Consider the following 17,632-nt stretch of genomic DNA (forward strand, 5'->3'; position numbering starts at 1 on the left):
CTAGACTGACTCGCGGCTCGCCGGGCAGCTGGATCCGGCGCCTTGTAGTCGGCGTGTGGCCTGGGGGCCACCAGCCCTGGCCATTCCGTGGGGACAATGAACGGCGGGCTTGTCGATACGCGCCCTGTCCAGCCCGTGGACGAACCGGCGACCGGCCGGAAGAAGCGGTGGTGGGCCGCGTGGCTGTGGTGCCTCGTGGCGGCCGTGGCCGGCATCGCCGTCGCGGCGAGCGCCACCCTGGTCGGCGCCTACACCAAGCTGAGCGGCAACATCAAGCACGTGACGGTCGACGCCGGTGATCTCGGCGCGCGCCCGGCCAAGGTGAGCAAGGCGCTGAACATCCTGATCGTGGGGTCGGACACGCGCGCCGGCGCGAACATCAAGTACGGCCACCGGGAGTACGGCGAGCGCACCGACACGATCATCCTCGCGCACATCTCGCCGAACCGGGGCAACGCGCTGCTCATCAGCTTCCCGCGTGACTCGCTCGTCCAGCTCCCCGCCTGCCGGGCCAAGAACGGCCTCCCCGGGCAGCGCGCCCACGTCGGGATGATCAACGAGTCGTTCAACTTCGGCGGCATCACCTGCACGTACAAGACGATCGAGACGCTCACGGGCATCCGCATCGACCACTTCGTCAAGGTCGACTTCACCGGGTTCAAGAGCATGGTGAACGCGCTCGGCGGCGTCGAGGTCTGCATCCCCAAGCCGATCAACGACACCAAGGCCCTGCTGCGCCTGCCCGCCGGGCGCCAGACGCTCAAGGGCGAGCAGGCCCTCGGCTACGTCCGCGTCCGCTACGCCCTCGGGGACGGCTCCGACATCGGCCGCATCCAGCGCCAGCAGATGTTCCTCGCCTCCATGATCAAGAAGGCGATGAGCGGAGCCACGCTGAGCGACCCGGCCAAGCTGTTCGACTTCCTCGACGCGGCCACCAAGTCCGTCACCACCGACCCGCAGCTGACGCTCGGCGTCATGAAGGACCTCGCCACCAGTGCCCAGGGCCTGGCCGCCGGGAACATCCGCTTCGTCACGACGCCGTGGCGCTACTCGCTGACCCAGCCCGGCCGCGTCGAATGGGTGCAGCCGCAGGCCAAGCAGCTGTTCAACCTCGTCGCCACCGACACCAAGCTCAACAGCTCGAACCTCAAGGCCACCACCGGGCGCGAGGCCAAGGTGCCCAAGTCGAAGATCGAGATCTCGGTGCAGAACGGCACCACCCGCGCCGGGCTCGGCTCCCAGGTCGCCGCCGCCCTCGAAGAGCGCGGCTACAGCGTCGTCAAGGTCGGCGACGCCAAGGTGAAGCCGTACCCCAAGACGACGATCAGGTACTCGGCCAACGGCCAGTCCCGCGTTCCCACGCTGGCCGGCGACCTCCTCACCTCCCGCAACGCCCTGGTCACCGACACCGCCACGACGCGGCTCGTCCTCGTGATCGGCGCCGACTGGAAGGGCCTGAAGCCCATGCAGGTGTCCGAGACCGACATCAAGGGCATCGACGCCACCCAGGACTCCTGCTCCGCCCCCTGATCCGGGCCGCCGTCCACGGGTTTCCTGTTGGAGGCCGGTTCTCCGGGGTACGGAACCGGACAACAAGGCGCCTGTTCTTCTGAGGTGTGCGTGTGCGCTCATGCGGCCGGGCAGGGGGTCCGGCCGGAGTTCTGGGGTGGTGAACCATGCGGCGTGGAGTGATATTCGATCTTGACGGAACCCTGGTCGACACCAGCTATCTGCATGTCGTCGCCTGGTGGGAGGCGTTCAGGAGACGGCGGCGGGATGTGCTCATGGTCGACATCCACGGGGCCATCGGACGAGCGGACCGCGCGTTGATCGACTACCTGCTGCCCGATGTCGGCGAGGAGGAGGCGCAGGAGATCTCCGACGCGCACGCGGAGGCGTACAAGCCGCGCCTCGACCAGGTGCGCCCGGTGCCGGCGGCGGGCGAACTGCTCAAGGCGCTCGCCGACCGCGGTCTGACCGTGGTGGTGGCCACGAGCGCGCCGAAGGACGAGGCCGAGCGGCTCATCGCGATCACCGGGGCCGAGGACGCGGTCGAGGTGCTCGTGCACGCCGGGGACGTCGAGAGGTCCAAGCCCCACCCCGAGCCGGTGCGGCAGGCGCTCGACAAGTCGGGGATCCCGGCCGACCAGGCGATCATGGTAGGGGACAGCGTCTGGGACGCGCTGGCGGCGCGCGCGGCGAAGACGGGGTGCGTGGGCGTCAGGTCCGGGGGCATCGACAGCGAGTCGTTGCAGGACGCGGGGGCCGAGGCCGTGTACAAGGACTGCCGCGACCTTCTGTACCACCTGGAGGAGAGCCCGCTCGCCCGGCTCCTGGACGGCTGAACCGGACCGGGGCCCGTGACTTCGATCATCCGGACCGGCTCACGGGGCACCTCGGTGACGGGTCGTTCCGGCGGTTCCTTCACAATTGGACGTGCCCCCCGGAAGCGCCGTGGACCGTCGAGTGCGGTGTACGGCCGGTGGCCCCGCGCCGCGTGCGCGGAGGCCGCCGGCAGTGGACGTCCCGGCGTCCGTCGAACCGGGTGGCTCTCCACGGCGTATTGCTAGACCAGAAGGAGAGTGATCCGCATGACGACAGAGCACGCGGTCATCGGTGTCACCGGACTCGGGGTCATGGGCCGAAACCTCGCGCGCAACTTCGCCAGGCATGGCTACACCGTCGCGGTGCACAACCGCACGGAGGCGAAGACGAAGGCGTTGATCGAGGAGTTCGGCAACGAGGGGGTCTTCATCCCCGCCGAGACGCCCGAGGCGTTCGTCGCCTCGTTGTCCCGGCCGCGCAAAATTGTGATCATGGTGAAGGCGGGCGCCTCGACGGACGCGGTGATCGAGGAGTTCGCCCCTCTGCTGGAACCCGGTGACATCCTGGTCGACGGCGGGAACGCCCACTTCCTGGACACCCGGCGCCGCGAGAAGGCTCTGAGGGAACGCGGCATCCACTTCGTCGGGTGCGGCATCTCCGGCGGTGAGCAAGGTGCGCTGGAGGGGCCGAGCATCATGCCGGGCGGCCCGAAGGAGGCGTACAAGTACCTCGGGCCGATCCTGGAGGACATCGCGGCCAAGGTGGACGGGGTGCCGTGCTGCGCGTACGTCGGCCCCGACGGCGCCGGGCACTTCGTCAAAATGGTGCACAACGGCATCGAGTACGCCGACATGCAGCTCATCGCGGAGTCCTACGACCTGCTCCGCAAGGGCGTGCGGATGTCCCCCGCGGAGATCGCCGAGGTGTTCCGCACCTGGAACACCGGCCGGCTGGAGTCCTACCTCATCGAGATCACCACCATCGTGCTCTCCCACATGGACCCCTCCACCGGCAAGCCCTTCGTCGACGTGGTGCTCGACCAGGCCGAGCAGAAGGGCACGGGCCGGTGGACCGTCCAGGTCGCCCTCGACCTCGGCGTCCCCGTCAGCGGCATCGCCGAGGCGGTCTTCGCCCGTTCGCTGTCCGGCCACGCCGAGATGCGCCAGGCGGCCCGCATCCTCCCCGGCCCCACCGGCGGCGGCCTGCCGTCCTCCTTCGCCGACGACGTCGAGGAGGCGCTGTACGCCTCGAAGGTCGTCGCCTACGCCCAGGGCTTCAACGAGATCCAGGCGGGCAGCGCCGAGTACGGCTGGGACATCGACCTCGGGGCCATGGCGACCATCTGGCGGGGCGGGTGCATCATCAGGGCGCGTTTCCTCGACCGCATCCGCGCCGCGTACGAGGCCGACCCGAACGCGCCGACGCTGCTGTCCGACGTGTTCTTCGCCGCCGAGCTGTCCACCGCCCAGCGCGCGTGGCGGGACGTGACCGTCGCGGCCACCCGGCGGGGCATTCCCGCGCCGGGCTTCTCCAGCGCGCTGGCGTACTACGACGGCCTGCGCGCCGAACGGCTTCCCGCCGCGCTGCTGCAGGGATTGCGCGACTATTTCGGCGCGCACACCTACCGCCGGGTGGACCGTGACGGCGTCTACCACACCCAGTGGGAGCGCCTCGGCCACCCAGAGGTCCGAGTCGACGTCTGACACCCCCCGAACCGCCGAGCGGAGCGATGCCAAAGGCACAGTTCGGAGCGACTCCAAGGCGCCCCGAACCGCCGTGCCGAAGGTTCGGCAATAGGCACTGTTCGGGGCGCGGCGGTGTTCTGGAGTCGTCAAACGCAAGAGTGAGGGACGATCCCTTGCGTTTGACGGCGGAAGAACGCCGACTCTAAGGCGCCCCGAACCGCCGAGCCGAAGGCTCGGCAATAGGCACTGTTCGGGGCGCCGACTCTAAGGCGCCCCGAACCGCCGAGCCGGAGGCTCGGCAACAAGTCCAGAGCGGGCGCGTTGCTCCTGCTCGGCGATGAGCTCGGTGAGGCTGGTGGCGTCGTCGGCGTCGACCGTGCGCCACACGCCCGCCGCCTCGGTGGCGTCGTCGAACCGCAGGCGGGTGGCCCAGAAGCGGCCCGTGTCGGAGCGGAAGACGACCCACCCGGCAGGGGCGAGCGGCGCGGGGTTCACGACGCCTTCCCTGGACGTACTCGTGGCCGCGGGGGAGGCGCGCCGCCCATGGACGGCGCCGCGCCCCCGGCGGACGGCCGTCCGGCGTGCCGATGGATGACGGGGAAAGCTCTGATCTGTCGCACGTGGCCCGACCTCGGTTCGCATCAGAAGACCCCTAAGCACCGCGAATCGCCCTTATGGGTCTGCCATTTATCACGTCATCGGTCTGCGCGAGTGACTTCCGCGCTACGGTCAGTGTGAGGGTTCGATAACACGGTGTCACCATTGCCATGATGCCGCACCGTTGTTGCCGCAACACGTGGAGTGACCATGACGATCGGCGAAGATCTGCGCGCGGCCCGCAGGCGCGCGGGGGTCAGTCTCGGGCAGCTTGCCGCGATGACGGGCGTTTCCGCAGGTCACCTAAGCCGGATCGAGCGGGGGGAACGGGAGGCGACCCCGGCGGTGGTCCGCCACTACGAGGTCGCCCTCGCCGCCTCGCCGGTTCCGTTACGGGCAACGGAAACCCCCCATTCCCGGGACCCCGAACCGGGTACCGTCGATGACATGAAGCGCAGAGGCCTACTCTCGGTCATCGCGGCGGCTTCGGTGGGGGTCGCCACGGGCGAGCCCCTGACCCGGCTGCTTGACGGATTGTCGACCGAGCCGCCAAGTCTCGTCGGCTTACCGGAGGTGCGCGCGGTCGAGGCCGCCGCCGATCTTTACATGCGCATGGACCTCGCCCGGGGAGGCAACGCCGCCACCGCCATGGCACGCGGCTCCCTGGAATGGGCCGTGAAGCTACGCGACCGTCCCATGGCCGAGCCCGTCCGCGACCGGCTCAACTCGGCCATCGGGCTGCTGGCCGACCGCGTCGGCTGGGCCACCTACGACCAGGGCCGCCTGGAACCCGCGACCAGGCTGCTCACCTTCGCCCTCGACTCGGCGGCGCGCGGCGCCGACCGCGACCTTCGCGCGCACACCATGCTCGACCTGTCGGTCGCCTTCGCCGACATGGGACGTCCCAACGACGGCGTCGAGATCCTGCGCATGGCCCTCGGCGACGAGCGCATCTCCAGCGCCGAGCGGGCCAACGTCCACGCAGTGGCCGCCCGCCACTGCGCCTCCGCCGGCGACCGCCCGGCCGGGCTGCGCCACATCGGCCTGGCGGAGGAAGCCCTCGCCCGGTCCGAGCCCGCGGTGGCCCCCGGCTGGGCGCGCCACATCACCGTCTCCCCCGGCCACCACGACAGCGCGCTCGGGCTGGCGTTGTTCCAGCTCGGCGAGGACGCGCGGGCGCGCGTCCGCCTCGGGGCCGCGCTGGAGCGGCTCGGCGAGAACCGCACGCGCACGGGCCTGCGGTGCCTGACGCGGCTGGCCGTGCTGCGCATCCGCGAGGGAGACCGCGAGGGGGGCGCCGAGCAGGCGCGCCGGGCGGTCGTGCTGGCCTCGGACGTCCAGTCGGCGCGGGTCGCCAAGGACCTGCGCATGATGATCGACGGCGTGCGCCAGTGCGGCATGCCCGAGCTGGCCCGCGAGCTGTCCGGGTCGCCGGCCGCCGTCTGAGCCCCGCGTGCGGCTCGCCGACGCCGCGTGAGCCCCCCGCACGGCTCCCGGCATACGGCGCATCGGTCGTAAGTCCGACGCGCACCGGTCCGGACTTCGGCTAGCCTCGCCTGGTCCCCGCACGCGTGGCCGCGCGGCGTCGCCCCGACGCACACCGGCCTCCCCGGAAAGGTGTGTCCGTTGATCGGCTGGTTCGAGGCGCTGGTGCTGGGTCTGGTGCAGGGGCTGACGGAGTTCCTGCCCATCTCGTCGAGCGCGCACATCCGGGTGGTGTCGGCGTTCTTCGGATGGAACGACCCGGGCGCCGCGTTCACTGCGGTCATCCAGCTCGGCACCGAGGCCGCCGTGCTGATCTACTTCCGCCGCCGCATCTGGGACATCGTGCACACCTGGTCCCGCTCGCTGGTGAACCGCGACCTGCGGGAGGAGCCGGCGGCCCGCATGGGCTGGTACGTCATCGCGGGCAGCGTCCCGATCGGCGTGCTGGGCCTGGCCTTCAAGGACCAGATCGAGACGACGGTGCGCGACCTGCGCCTGGTGGGCGCGTGCCTGATCGTCTTCGGCCTGCTGCTCGCCGTCGCCGACCGCCTGGCCCGCAACGAGCTCACGCTGGACAAGAACCTCAACCTGCCGCACGCGCTGACGTACGGCCTGGCCCAGGCGCTGGCGCTGATCCCGGGCGTCTCGCGCTCGGGCGGGACGACCGGCGCGGGCCTGCTGCTTGGCTACCGGCGCGAGGAGGCGGCCGAGTACTCGTTCCTGCTGGCGATCCCGGCCGTGCTGATGTCGGGGGTGCTGGAGCTGTTCAAGATCGGCGACGGCGCCACCCCGAACTGGGGGCCGACGATCCTGGCCACGGTGGTGTCGTTCGCGGTCGGGTACGCGGCGATCGCGTGGTTCCTGCGGTACATCAGCACCCACCGCTTCACGCCGTTCATCGTCTACCGCGTGCTCCTCGGCCTGGTGGTCATCGGCGCGGTGAGCTTCGACCTCATCCCCGCGAAGTAGCCCGCCCCTCCCACCGCCCGGGCGGCTCGCCGCGGACGGGCGGATTCGTCCAGGGTGAGTAGTACACCTCAGCCGAACAGCTCATGTGAGCGCAGGTAAAGAGCAGGTAGATTGCCGAAAGGGGGAAGCTTCGCACAAACGAACACAGGGGGCGCGATGAAGGCCCGTATCACGGGCGTCGCGGCGTATCTGCCGGAACGCTCCATGACCAGCGGCGAGGTCGAGTCGCGGATCGAGGGATACGTCCCGTACCGCGGCGTCATCGAGCGCATGACGGGGATCCGGCGCCGCCACGTCGCGGCGGACGACGAGCAGGCATCGGACCTCGCGGTGGCCGCGGTCCGCCGGCTCCCCGGGCGAGGCGGGGACGCCGACCTGCTGATCTTCGCGTCGGCGTCGCAGGACATGGTGGAGCCCGCCACGGCGCACATCGTCGCGGCCAAGCTGGGCCTGACCTGCCCGGTCTTCGACGTCAAGAACGCCTGCAACAGCCTGCTGAACGGCATCCAGGTGGCCGAGGCGCTCATCCGCTCCGGCGCCCACCGCAGGGTGGTGGTCTGCTCCGGCGAGATGCCGTCCCGCGCCGTACGGTGGCGGGTCGCGAGCCGGGCGCAGTTCGCGGACGCCTTCGCCGGGTACACGCTGTCGGACGCGGGCGCCGCGGTGCTGCTCGCCGCCGACCACGGCCGGGGCATCTTCTACCGCGCCTTCTCGGCCGACTCCACCGCGTGGGCCGTCGGCACGCTGCCCGGCGGCGGCTCGGCCCACCCGCGCGATCCCGAGTACTCCTACTTCCACGGCGACGGGCGGCGCCTGAAGGAGGCGTTCGAGCTGATCGGCCCCGACCTCTTCCTCGACGCGCTCAAGCACACCGGCCTGACCTGGGAGGACTTCTCGGTCGTGGCCGTGCACCAGGTGGCGATGCCCTACCTGGACGTGCTGGCCCGCGCCCTCGGCATCCCCGGCGACCGGCTCGTCGTGACGCTGCCCGAGCACGGCAACTGCGCCTCGGCCACGCTGCCGCTCCAGCTCGCGTCGGCGGGCGCCGGGCCGGGCGACCGGGTCGCGTTACTCGGCCTCGGCGGCGGCATCAGCCTCGGCGTCCTGTTCGCGGACCTGTGATGGACGGCGCAATGGACCTGTGGGTGGTCGTCCCCGCGTACAACGAGGCCAAGGGCATCGAGGCGACCCTGCGTGCGCTGGAAGCCCAGGACGACCGCGCGTTCACGCTGGTCGTGGTCGACAACATGAGCACCGACGCGACCGCCGAGGTCGTCGCGACGTACGCCGCCGGGTCGTCGATGACGATCGAGCTGGTCCGGGAGCCGCGCAAGGGCACGGGCGCGGCCTCCGACACCGGGATGCGGCACGCCATCGCGCGCGGCGCCACCCACCTGCTGCGCACGGACGCCGACTGCGTGCCGCGCCGCGACTGGGTGCGGGCCATGAGGCGCGGCTTCGCCGACGGCCTTGAGATGGTCGGCGGGCTGTTGCGCCCCCGCACCGACGAGTTCCCGCTGAAGTTCTGGGAACGCCGCCTGCTGCCGTTCGTGGTGGAGGTGGCGGCGGCGTTCGGGCGCGTCCGCCCGAGCAACCGCGACCCGGCCTACCTCGGGCCGTACGTCATGATGCCGGGCGCGACCGTGGGCATCACCGCGGAGCTGTACGAGCGGGCGGGCGGGTTCCCTCGCACGGCGATCGAGGAGACGCACGAGGACCGCGCGCTGGTCAACCGCGTGCGGGCGCTCACCCGCGCGTACGGCACGCGCCGTGACGTCGTCGTCTACGGCTCGGTGCGGCGGCTGCGCGCGTACGGGCTGGCCGGGACGCTGGCCTGGTACGCCGACCACCACTATCGTCCCGAAGTGGTCGACGTCCGGTGAGGCCGCGGGGCGCGGGGCGGGCGATGGCCGCCGAGAACCGGCTGTACCTGGCCGCCCACCCGGTGGCCTATCCCCTGATGCGGCTGCTCGCCCGGTTCGGGCCGGTGGTGCGGGTGCCCGGCCTCGGGGTCGTGGTCAACGACGCCGCCACCGCGCGGGAGGTCCTGACGGACGAGCGGTTCCGCAAGGACGGCCCCGGCTCTCCCGGGGACCTGTGGACGCCCGTGCTCGGGCCGTCGGTCCTGCTCAACATGGAGGGCGAGGGGCACACCGCGCTGCGGCGCAGGCTGGCGCCCCTCTTCGCGCCCGCGCAGGTCGAGGCCCTGGTGGCGGAGGTGCTGGAGGGCCCTCTGGGCGACCTGTCCGCGCGGCTCTCGCGCGGCGAGACGGTCGACCTGGTGGACGAGATGCGGCTGATGGCGGGCGCGGTGATCTGCCGGTTGGTCGGCATGCGGGAGGTCTCGGCGCGCGACGCCCGAGCGCTGTTCGCCGATGGCGAGCGGGTCGTGTCGATGGTCTCGCTGCGCTCGCGCCGCCTGTCGGACCGGCAGGTCGCGGTCGCCCGCCGGGTGCTGGACCGCGTCGGCGCCGTCGCGGCCGCCGCCTACGACGAGGGCGACGAGTCGACGGTCATGGGACGCATGCGCGCGCTCGGACTGTCCGCCGCGGAGGCGCGCGGGGCGGCGGCCGCGTTCTTCCTGACCGGCACCGAGACGGTGGCGACGTTCGTCCCGAGGCTGGTCGCGCTGCTGGACGACGCGGGCGTCCGGGTCGAGGGGCCGCAGGAGCTGGACCGGGCGATCGACGAGGCTCTGCGGATCACGACCCCCACGCCGGTGATGCTGCGGTCGGTGGCGGCGCCCGCGCGGGTGGGCCGGGTCCGGGTGCGGCCGGGGGACCGCGTGCTGATCGTCACCCACAACTGCGCCCGCGCCCACGGCCCGTTCGACCCGGCCGCGAAGCATCCGCCCGAGCTGCGGCGGCTGTGGTTCGGGGCCGGGCCGCACTTCTGCGTCGGATACCCGCTGGCCATGGCCGAGATCCGGGCCGTGGCGGGCGCCGTGCTGGCGCACCGGCCGCGCGTCGCCGGGCGGAAGGCGGCGCGGGGCGTACTTATCCCCACCTATCGACACCTGTGGATAACTTGTGGATGACTTGGGGACAACCGGGACGGACCTCATCACCGGCATTCTCGGCGGACCTGGACGGGCGGGCGCGGTCGCGATGATCGACGGGCGGGGACGGACGCTGACGTACGGCGAGTTGCGCCGCCGCGTCCTGGCCGTCGCGGGCGCCATGACGGGCCTGCGCGCGGGGGACGGCGTGCTGTTCGCGGTGCGGCCAGGGCCGGACGCCGTCACCTCGGCGCTCGGGGCCGTCGCCGCGGGCGGGATGCTCGTCCTGGCCGACCCGGGCCTCGCGCCCGGCGTCGCCGCCGCCCGGCTGGCGCTCACCCGGCCGCGCTGGGTCGTCGCCGACTCACTGGTCTACACGCTGAGCGGCCCGCTGCGCCGCCTCGCCCGCCGCCGTGGCCTGCACCTGCCCCACCTGCGCGACCCACTCCCCGGCCATCCGGTGAACCACCTGTACGCGGGCCGCCGGCTCCCCGGCGTCCCCCGCGGAGCCCTGAGCCTGCGCGCCGTCGAACGCGCGACCCCGCACGGCCATCCGGCGGACGCCGGGTTCGCGCAGCCCGCCGTCGTCGCGTTCACTTCGGGGACCACCGGGAGCCCGCGCGGGGTCGTCCACACGCGTGGTTCGCTGGCCGAGGGGTCGGCGTTGTTCCGCGCGGCCGTCCCGCTGGGCGAGGGCGACGTCGTCCACACCGACCAGCTCATGCTCGGACTGCCCGCGCTGATGGCGGGCGCCACCTGGTCGCTGCCCGGCTCCCGCCCGCTCGCGGACGAGCTGGCGGCCCGCCGCGCCACGCACGCGTTCTGCGTCCCCGTACGCCTGGACCGCGCCCTGCGCGAGAGGCCGGCGCTGCCCGCGACGCTCCGCTGCCTGCTGCTCGGCACGGCCCCGAGCCCGCCGGCCGTCCTGCGGCGCGCCCGGTCCGCCGCGCCGCACGCCGAGATCCTCTCGGTGTACGCGATGACGGAGGCGCTGCCGATCGCCGTCGCCTCCGCCGAGCAGAAGCTCGCCTGCCGGGACGGCGACCTGCTGGGGCCGCCGCTGCCCGGGGTGGCCGTCCGGATCGCCGAGGACGGCGAGCTGTTCGTCTCCGGGCCGCAGCTCGCCCGGGGCTATCTCGGCGAGCCCCCGCTGCGGGAGGTCGCGACGGGCGACCTGGCCCGCCTCGACGAGCATGGGCGGCTCGTCCTGCTCGGCCGCAGGAAGGACATGATCCTCAGGGACGGCTTCAACATCTACCCGGGCCTGTACGAACCGGCGGTGGCGGCGCTGCCGGGGGTGGCCGAGGCGGCGATCGTCGGCGTGCCGGATCCGGGGACCGGCGACGAGGAGGTCGTGCTCGCCCTGGTCGCCGACGAGGGCTTCGACCCGGCGGCGGTGCGCCGGGCGCTGCCGGACCTCTTGGACGCCGGAGCGCTGCCCGACAGGATCACGGTGGTGGAGGCGTTCCCGCGCGGCGGCCGCAACGGCAAACTCGACCGCGCCCGTCTCCGCGACGCCGTCGCCGAGGCCCGCCCATGACACCGGCCCGAACCGCTCGCGCCGTGCCCGGGAGGATGACGGCCGTCGAGGTTCGCGAGCGGGTGGGGCGTCCCATGCGGGCGGCGGCGAACGGACCGTCGAAGTGCGCGGGCGGACGGGGCTTGCCATGAGGGTCGCGGTGACGGGGGCGTCGGGGTTCGCGGGCGGGGTCGTGGCGCGGGCGGCGGTGGCGCGGGGGTGGCGGGTGCACGCGTTCGGACGCCGGCCGGCGAGCCGCGTCGGCGGCGGCCTCGGCGAGCTCGTGCGCGCGGGCGTCGTGCCGTACCGCGCGTGGGACGTCACCGGACCCGCGCCCGGCGACCTGCCCGAGGTGGACGCGGTGGTCCACTGCGCGGGCACCGTGGGCGACTGGGGGCCGCGGCGGGAGTTCATCCAGGTCAACGTCATCGGCACCGCCCGGGTGCGTACCGCGTTCCCGGGCGCCCGCTTCGTCCACCTCAGCACCGCGAGCGTGTACGACCCGTTCCGCCCGACCGTGATGGCGCGCGAGCACGAGTGCCGGGCGCGGCGATACGTCAACGCCTACGGGGTCTCCAAGGCGCTCGCCGAGCGCGCGGCCGGCGACGCGGCGATCGTCCTGCGTCCGCACGCGGTGTACGGGCCGGGCGATCCGACGCTGCTCCCCCGGGTACTGGCGTCGGTGCGGGGCCGCCGCCTGTGGGCGGTGGGCGACGGACGTCAGCGGGTCAGCCTGACCTCGGTGGACAACCTGGCTCAGGCGTGCCTGCTCGCCGCGTCGGGGCCGGTCGACAGGGGCGTCTTCAACGTCACGGACGCCGCGCCGGTCGTCCTGGACGACGCGCTGCGCTGGATCCTGCGCGAGCGGGGCATCGACGCCGAGCCGTGCTACCTGCCACGGGCGCTGGTGATGCCGGTGGCGGCGGTGACGGAGGCGGTCTTCCACGCCCTGCGCAGTCCGAGGCCCCCGCGCCTCACCCGGTACGCCGTGGGACACCTGGCCGTGGAGCGGACGCTCGACATCTCGGCGGCGCGGGAACGTCTCGGCTACCGCCCCGCCCCGACCTCGTTCCGGGGCGCCGCGGCCTGGTGACCGTCGTGCTCACCGGCCCCTCGGTCAGCAGGTGAATCCGGATGTAGTCCGTGAAAGCCACCCAAGCGCCACGAAAAGCACGCCGCCAGTCATCATCAATCCTTACAAGTCCTGACAATTGGCATTGCGGGGACGGCTTCCAAATGCGACGGTCGAAAGTAAGCCGTTCGCGAGGACGCGACGGAGACGCGTATCCACGAGAGGGGGCACCCATCGTGTCCGATCTCCCCCAGTTGCCGTTCCCGCGCCGCGACCGCCTGGCCATCTCGCCGATGTTCCGGGAACTGCGCGCGAGCTCGCCGATCACCCGGGTACGGACGGGCACGGGCGATGAGGCATGGCTGGTCACCTCCTACGAGGAGGTACGGTCCCTCATCGGCGACGAGCGGCTCGGACGCACCCATCCGGATCCGGAGAACGCCCCGCGCGTGTCCCACGCGATCATCGCGGGCGGGCCGAGGGGCGACTTCGACAAGGAGAAGGCCGACCACGAGCGGATGCGCAAGATGCTCGCGCCCGCCTTCTCCGCGCGGCGCATGCGGGTGCTGGCGGGCCACGTCCAGGAGCTCGTGGACGAGCTGCTGGACGAGATGGCCGCCAAGCGGCCGCCGGCGGACCTGCACGCGCACCTGTCCGTGCCGCTGCCCGCCCTGGTGATCTCCGAGCTGCTGGGCGTCCCGCGTGAGGACCGCGAGCGGTTCCGGGCGCTGGCCGACACGATGACCGACATGGCCAACCCCGGCAGGGCGCAGTCCGCGCTCGCCGAGCTCAGCGGGTACATCCACGAGCTCATGGTCGAGAAGCGCCGCGACCCGGCCGAGGACGTGTTCTCGGACATGGCCACGATGGACGCGGCGGACGACGAGATCGCCGAGCTGGGCGCGATGCTGCTCTTCGCGGGCCACGAGACCACGGTGAACCGCATCGACCACGGCGTCGCGTACCTGCTGACCGACCCCGCCCAGCGGGACGCGCTGGTGGCCGACCCCTCGCTCGTGCCGGGCGCGGTGGAGGAGATCCTGCGCATGACGGCGCCGTCCGACCTCGGCGTGACCCGGTGGGCGCGGACGGACGTCCAGGTGGGGGACGTGACGATCCGCAAGGGCGACGCCGTGATCATCTCGACCATGGCCGCCAACCGCGACGACCGGGTCTTCGAGGACCCCGACACGTTCGACATCCACCGGCAGGGCGAGGAGCCGCACCTGGCGTTCGCCCACGGCATGCACTACTGCATCGGGGCCAGCCTCGCGCGGGTGGAGCTGCGCAGCGTCTTCGGCACGCTGTTCACGCGCTTCCCCAGCCTGGCCCTCGCGGTGCCCTTCGCCGAGGTCCCGATCCGGGTCGACCGGGCGACCGGCGGCTTCGAGGCGATGCCCGTCGTCTGGTGACCCGCGCCCGCACCCTCTGATCCGGATCGACGCGCCCGCGCGGCGCGTCGATCCGTCCTTTCCGGGCCCTTCCAGCCGCCCTTGACGCACGCGAGGCACCGTGAGCTGCGTGAACGAGGTGAACGCGGCATGCCCGGCCCCTTACCGGCCGACGGCACGGCGGACACGATGCGGTAACGACGCGTGCGCATGCGGTCACCCCCGCTTGACACCAAGCCCCACATGTCGTCTTATACACCTACCCGACTTATTAAGTAGGAATTAAAGGAGAGGTACATGAAGGTACGCGGGCTCCGGGGGATGGCGGCGGCACTGGCCGCGGTCGCTGTGACCGCCCTCGCGGCGGCCTGCGGCGGGGGCGGCGACGCGACGACGACCGCGTCGGGCGCGGGCGGGGGTGACACGGCCAAGACCGAGCTCCGGCTCGGCTTCTTCCCCAACATCACCCACTCCACGGCGCTCGTCGGCGTCAAGAAGGGCTTCTTCGAGAAGGCCCTCGGCGCCAACGTGACGCTGAAGACCGCCACCTTCAACGCCGGCCCGGCCGCCACCGAGGCGATCTTCTCCGACGCCATCGACGCCACGTACATCGGCCCCAACCCGGCCATCAACGCCTGGTCGAAGTCCAAGGGTCAGGCCATCAAGATCGTCGCGGGCTCGGCGTCCGGCGGCGTCTACCTCATCGTCAAGCCCGAGATCAACAGCGCCGCCGACCTCAAGGGCAAGAAGATCGCGACGCCGCAGCTCGGCAACACCCAGGACGTCGCGCTGCGCTTCTGGCTCCAGCAGCAGGGCCTGAAGACCGACACCAAGGGCGGCGGCGACGTCTCGATCCTCCCGCAGGAGAACGCCCAGACCCTCCAGACCTTCGCCACCGGCGACATCGACGGCGCGTGGGTGCCCGAGCCCTTCGCCAGCCGCCTGATCCAGGAGAGCAAGGGCAAGATCCTCGTCGACGAGTCCGAGCTCTGGCCGAACAAGCAGTTCGTGATCACCCACCTGATCGTGCGGCAGCAGTTCCTCAAGGAGCACCCCGACATCGTCAAGAAGCTGATCGAGGGGCACGTCGAGGCGAACGCCTACATCAGCTCCGACCCCGCCGGGGCCAAGGAAGCGATCAACGCCGAGCTGCAGGACCTGTCCGGCAAGCCGCTCAAGCCCGAGGTCCTGGACAGCGCCTTCAAGAACATCACCTTCACCAACGACCCGCTCGCGTCCACGCTGATCACCAGCGCCGACCACGCCCAGAAGGTCGGCCTGCTCGACCCGGTTGACCTGAACGGCATCTACGACCTCAAGATCCTCAACGAGGTCCTGTCCGCCAAGGGCCAGCAGGCGGTGAGCGACAAGTGACCCGGCACGCCCCGGGCACCCGCGGCCCTCGCGTACCACAACAGCCGAAGCGGCGCCCCCGATCCCTCACGGGGCAGGCGCCGGGTGAGGAGTCGAAGTGACAGCTCCTACTAAGGAGCTGCGCTCCAGCCGGACCGACGGGCACGAGCCCGCGGTCCGGCTGGACGCGGTTTCCAAGGTGTACGGCAGAGATCTCCTGGCCCTGGACCGGGTCACCCTGACGGCGGGCCGCGGCGAGTTCGTGTGCCTGCTCGGGGCCTCGGGCTGCGGCAAGAGCACGCTGCTCAACCTCGTGGCCGGCCTCGACCACGCCACGGCGGGCGAGATCGACACCAAGGGCGGGCGCATCGCGATGATGTTCCAGGAGCCCGCGTTGTTCCCCTGGCTCACGGTCTCCGCCAACATCGAGCTGGCGCTCCGGGTCACGGGCAAGGGGAAGAGCACGACGAAGAAGGAGCGCCGCGCGCGGGCGGCCGAGCTGCTGGAGATCGTCCACCTGGGCGGCTTCGGCGCCAAGCGCCCCCACGAGCTCTCCGGCGGCATGCGCCAGCGCGTGGCCCTCGCCCGCGCGCTCGCCCAGGAGGCGGACGTCCTGCTGATGGACGAGCCGTTCGGCGCCCTGGACGCGATGACCCGCGACCTGCTCCACGACGAGCTGGAACGCATCTGGCGCGAGCGGGAGCTCACCGTCCTGTTCGTCACGCACAACGTGCGCGAGGCCGTGCGCCTCGGCGACCGGGTGGTCCTGCTGAGCAGCCGTCCCGGCACGGTGATCCAGGAGTTCCCCATCACCCTGGACCGCCCGCGGCGCACGGACTCCGGCGAGGTCGCCGGGCTGGCCGCGACGATCACCGACCGGCTGCGCCAGGAGGTGCTGCGCCACGCCAAGCCGGCGCGGCGGCCCGTCGCGACCGGGGCGAGGGGGGACGGCTGACCATGACGACCACCGAGATCTCCCAGAGCATCGCCGGCCTGGACGCCCTGGAGCTGTCCACCCGCGAGCGGCGCGGCCTGGCGTCCAGGATCTGGTCACGGGCGTGGCCGATGATCTCCGCCATCGTGCTGGTCCTCGCGGTGTGGGAGGTCGTCGTGCTCAGCGGCTGGCGCCCCGAGTACGTGCTCCCCGGCCCCATCACGGTCCTCGGCGAGCTGGGCGACCGCCTGGGCGACGGCGAGTTCTACAACGCCGTCTTCACGACCATGCGGCGCGCGATCGTCGGGTTCGCGCTGGCCGTGCTGGTCGGGCTGGTCGTCGGCGCGGCGGTGTCGCGGGTACGGCCCCTGCGCGCGGCGTTCGGGTCGCTGATCACCGGACTGCAGACGATGCCGTCGATCGCGTGGTTCCCCCTGGCGATCCTGCTGTTCAAGCTGAGCGAGAGCGCGATCCTGTTCGTGGTGGTCCTCGGCGCGGCGCCGTCCATCGCCAACGGGCTGATCGCGGGCGTGGACTACACCCCGCCGATCCTGCTGCGCGCCGGGCACATCCTCGGCCTGCGGCGGCTGGCCCTGTACCGGCACGTGATCCTCCCCGCGTCGCTGCCGTCGTTCCTGTCCGGGCTCAAGCAGGGGTGGGCGTTCGCGTGGCGCTCCCTCATGGCGGGCGAGCTTCTCGTGATCATCGCCCACCAGACCTCGATCGGCGAGCAGCTCGACAACGCCCGCGAACTGTCGGACGCGCCCGGGCTGCTCGCGACGATGATCGTGATCCTGGTCATCGGCATCGTGGTCGACATGTGTTTCGGCGCGGCGGACAACGCCCTGCGGCGCCGCTGGGGGCTCGACCAACCTGTGGGCTGATGCGGATCTCAGCCAGGACGCAGTACGCCCTGCGCGCCGCGGCGGAGCTGGCCGCCGCTCCTCCGGGCCCCGTTCCGGCGGAGCGGATCGCCAGCTCCCAGGACATCCCTCGCCGGTTCCTGGACAACATCCTGCTCCAGTTGCGGCGCGCGGGGCTCATCGAGAGCCAGCGGGGTCCCGAGGGCGGCTACTGGCTCGCCCGGCCGGCCACCGAGATCACGCTGGCCGACATCATCGTCGTGGTCGAGGGCGTCCCCTCGCACAGCGAGAGGTTCCCCGGGGTCGCCGGGCCACTGGCCGATGTGTGGACGGCGCTGCGCGCGTACGAGAACACGACGCTGACGGAGATCACTCTGGCGCACATCGCCAGCGGTTCGCTGCCGCCCCTTTCGTGATGCCGTCGCGGCCTTTTGGAGCCCG

Annotated in this window: 16 protein-coding genes; 15 read left to right on the forward strand and 1 reads right to left on the reverse strand. The window is 72.1% G+C overall.

Annotated features, from left to right (window positions below; translation table 11 throughout):
* Positions 1-135: 135 nt before the first annotated feature.
* The 3 genes from DQ384_RS17720 to gndA all read left to right on the forward strand — a co-directional run bounded on the left by DQ384_RS17720 (position 136) and on the right by gndA (position 4,028).
* Positions 136-1,530: an LCP family protein gene (locus tag DQ384_RS17720; RefSeq protein ID WP_245966563.1), complete on the forward strand. Its 1,395-nt coding sequence runs from the start codon at positions 136-138 to the stop codon at positions 1,528-1,530.
* A gap of 146 nt (positions 1,531-1,676) precedes the next feature.
* Positions 1,677-2,345: an HAD family hydrolase gene (locus DQ384_RS17725; protein ID WP_114029943.1), complete on the forward strand. Its 669-nt coding sequence runs from the start codon at positions 1,677-1,679 to the stop codon at positions 2,343-2,345.
* 246 nt (positions 2,346-2,591) lie between these two features.
* Entirely contained in the window at positions 2,592-4,028 is a 1,437-nt protein-coding gene (gene gndA, locus DQ384_RS17730) for an NADP-dependent phosphogluconate dehydrogenase (protein ID WP_114029944.1), read from the forward strand.
* A gap of 246 nt (positions 4,029-4,274) precedes the next feature.
* On the opposite strand, the gene DQ384_RS17735 is transcribed toward gndA, so the two are convergent.
* Complete coding sequence (locus tag DQ384_RS17735) at positions 4,275-4,505, reverse strand: hypothetical protein (protein ID WP_114029945.1); 231 nt, start codon at positions 4,503-4,505, stop codon at positions 4,275-4,277.
* A 312-nt stretch (positions 4,506-4,817) separates the two neighbouring features.
* Here DQ384_RS17735 and DQ384_RS17740 point away from each other — a divergent pair, with 312 nt between their 5' ends.
* From DQ384_RS17740 to DQ384_RS17795, 12 genes are all read left to right on the forward strand, one after another.
* Positions 4,818-6,053, forward strand: a complete 1,236-nt coding sequence (locus DQ384_RS17740; RefSeq protein ID WP_147268814.1) for a helix-turn-helix domain-containing protein — start codon at positions 4,818-4,820, stop codon at positions 6,051-6,053.
* 171 nt (positions 6,054-6,224) lie between these two features.
* A complete protein-coding gene (locus tag DQ384_RS17745) occupies positions 6,225-7,061 on the forward strand; it encodes an undecaprenyl-diphosphate phosphatase (protein ID WP_245966565.1) in 837 nt (278 codons plus the stop codon).
* 156 nt (positions 7,062-7,217) lie between these two features.
* A complete protein-coding gene (locus tag DQ384_RS17750) occupies positions 7,218-8,183 on the forward strand; it encodes a 3-oxoacyl-ACP synthase III family protein (protein WP_114029947.1) in 966 nt (321 codons plus the stop codon).
* The gene (locus DQ384_RS17755; RefSeq protein ID WP_245966566.1) at positions 8,183-8,944 is read left to right on the forward strand and encodes a glycosyltransferase family 2 protein; all 762 of its coding nucleotides are present in this window, start codon (positions 8,183-8,185) and stop codon (positions 8,942-8,944) included. Before DQ384_RS17750 ends, DQ384_RS17755 begins: the two co-directional genes overlap by 1 nt.
* 23 nt (positions 8,945-8,967) lie before the next feature.
* On the forward strand, positions 8,968-10,098 hold the full coding sequence (locus DQ384_RS17760) for a cytochrome P450 (protein WP_114029949.1): 1,131 nt from the start codon (positions 8,968-8,970) through the stop codon (positions 10,096-10,098).
* Positions 10,091-11,599, forward strand: a complete 1,509-nt coding sequence (locus DQ384_RS17765) for a class I adenylate-forming enzyme family protein (RefSeq protein WP_245966567.1) — start codon at positions 10,091-10,093, stop codon at positions 11,597-11,599. The genes DQ384_RS17760 and DQ384_RS17765 overlap by 8 nt, the downstream gene beginning before the upstream one ends.
* Positions 11,600-11,726: 127 nt before the next feature.
* The gene (locus tag DQ384_RS17770) at positions 11,727-12,671 is read left to right on the forward strand and encodes an NAD-dependent epimerase/dehydratase family protein (protein ID WP_114029950.1); all 945 of its coding nucleotides are present in this window, start codon (positions 11,727-11,729) and stop codon (positions 12,669-12,671) included.
* A 215-nt stretch (positions 12,672-12,886) separates the two neighbouring features.
* Positions 12,887-14,062, forward strand: coding sequence for a cytochrome P450 (locus tag DQ384_RS17775; RefSeq protein ID WP_245966568.1), 1,176 nt, complete (start codon positions 12,887-12,889; stop codon positions 14,060-14,062).
* 276 nt (positions 14,063-14,338) lie between these two features.
* A complete protein-coding gene (locus tag DQ384_RS17780; RefSeq protein ID WP_114029952.1) occupies positions 14,339-15,415 on the forward strand; it encodes an ABC transporter substrate-binding protein in 1,077 nt (358 codons plus the stop codon).
* A 97-nt stretch (positions 15,416-15,512) separates the two neighbouring features.
* Complete coding sequence (locus DQ384_RS17785) at positions 15,513-16,349, forward strand: ABC transporter ATP-binding protein (RefSeq protein WP_114029953.1); 837 nt, start codon at positions 15,513-15,515, stop codon at positions 16,347-16,349.
* Between the two features lie 2 nt (positions 16,350-16,351).
* A complete protein-coding gene (locus DQ384_RS17790; protein ID WP_114029954.1) occupies positions 16,352-17,212 on the forward strand; it encodes an ABC transporter permease in 861 nt (286 codons plus the stop codon).
* Positions 17,212-17,607: an RrF2 family transcriptional regulator gene (locus tag DQ384_RS17795; RefSeq protein ID WP_114029955.1), complete on the forward strand. Its 396-nt coding sequence runs from the start codon at positions 17,212-17,214 to the stop codon at positions 17,605-17,607. Before DQ384_RS17790 ends, DQ384_RS17795 begins: the two co-directional genes overlap by 1 nt.
* Positions 17,608-17,632: the final 25 nt, after the last annotated feature.

Source organism: Sphaerisporangium album (genome assembly GCF_003323745.1).
GTDB classification, from domain to species: domain Bacteria; phylum Actinomycetota; class Actinomycetes; order Streptosporangiales; family Streptosporangiaceae; genus Sphaerisporangium; species Sphaerisporangium album.

Excerpts from the sequence above, each read along its gene's own strand:
- gndA (WP_114029944.1), top strand. The coding sequence starts at position 2,592 with ATGACGACAGAGCACGCGGTCATCGGTGTCACCGGACTCGGGGTCATG.
- DQ384_RS17750 (WP_114029947.1), top strand. The coding sequence starts at position 7,218 with ATGAAGGCCCGTATCACGGGCGTCGCGGCGTATCTGCCGGAACGCTCC.
- DQ384_RS17725 (WP_114029943.1), top strand. The coding sequence starts at position 1,677 with ATGCGGCGTGGAGTGATATTCGATCTTGACGGAACCCTGGTCGACACC.
- DQ384_RS17760 (WP_114029949.1), top strand. The coding sequence starts at position 8,968 with ATGGCCGCCGAGAACCGGCTGTACCTGGCCGCCCACCCGGTGGCCTAT.
- DQ384_RS17790 (WP_114029954.1), top strand. The coding sequence starts at position 16,352 with ATGACGACCACCGAGATCTCCCAGAGCATCGCCGGCCTGGACGCCCTG.
- DQ384_RS17780 (WP_114029952.1), top strand. The coding sequence starts at position 14,339 with ATGAAGGTACGCGGGCTCCGGGGGATGGCGGCGGCACTGGCCGCGGTC.
- DQ384_RS17740 (WP_147268814.1), top strand. The coding sequence starts at position 4,818 with ATGACGATCGGCGAAGATCTGCGCGCGGCCCGCAGGCGCGCGGGGGTC.
- DQ384_RS17795 (WP_114029955.1), top strand. The coding sequence starts at position 17,212 with ATGCGGATCTCAGCCAGGACGCAGTACGCCCTGCGCGCCGCGGCGGAG.
- DQ384_RS17755 (WP_245966566.1), top strand. The coding sequence starts at position 8,183 with ATGGACGGCGCAATGGACCTGTGGGTGGTCGTCCCCGCGTACAACGAG.
- DQ384_RS17770 (WP_114029950.1), top strand. The coding sequence starts at position 11,727 with ATGAGGGTCGCGGTGACGGGGGCGTCGGGGTTCGCGGGCGGGGTCGTG.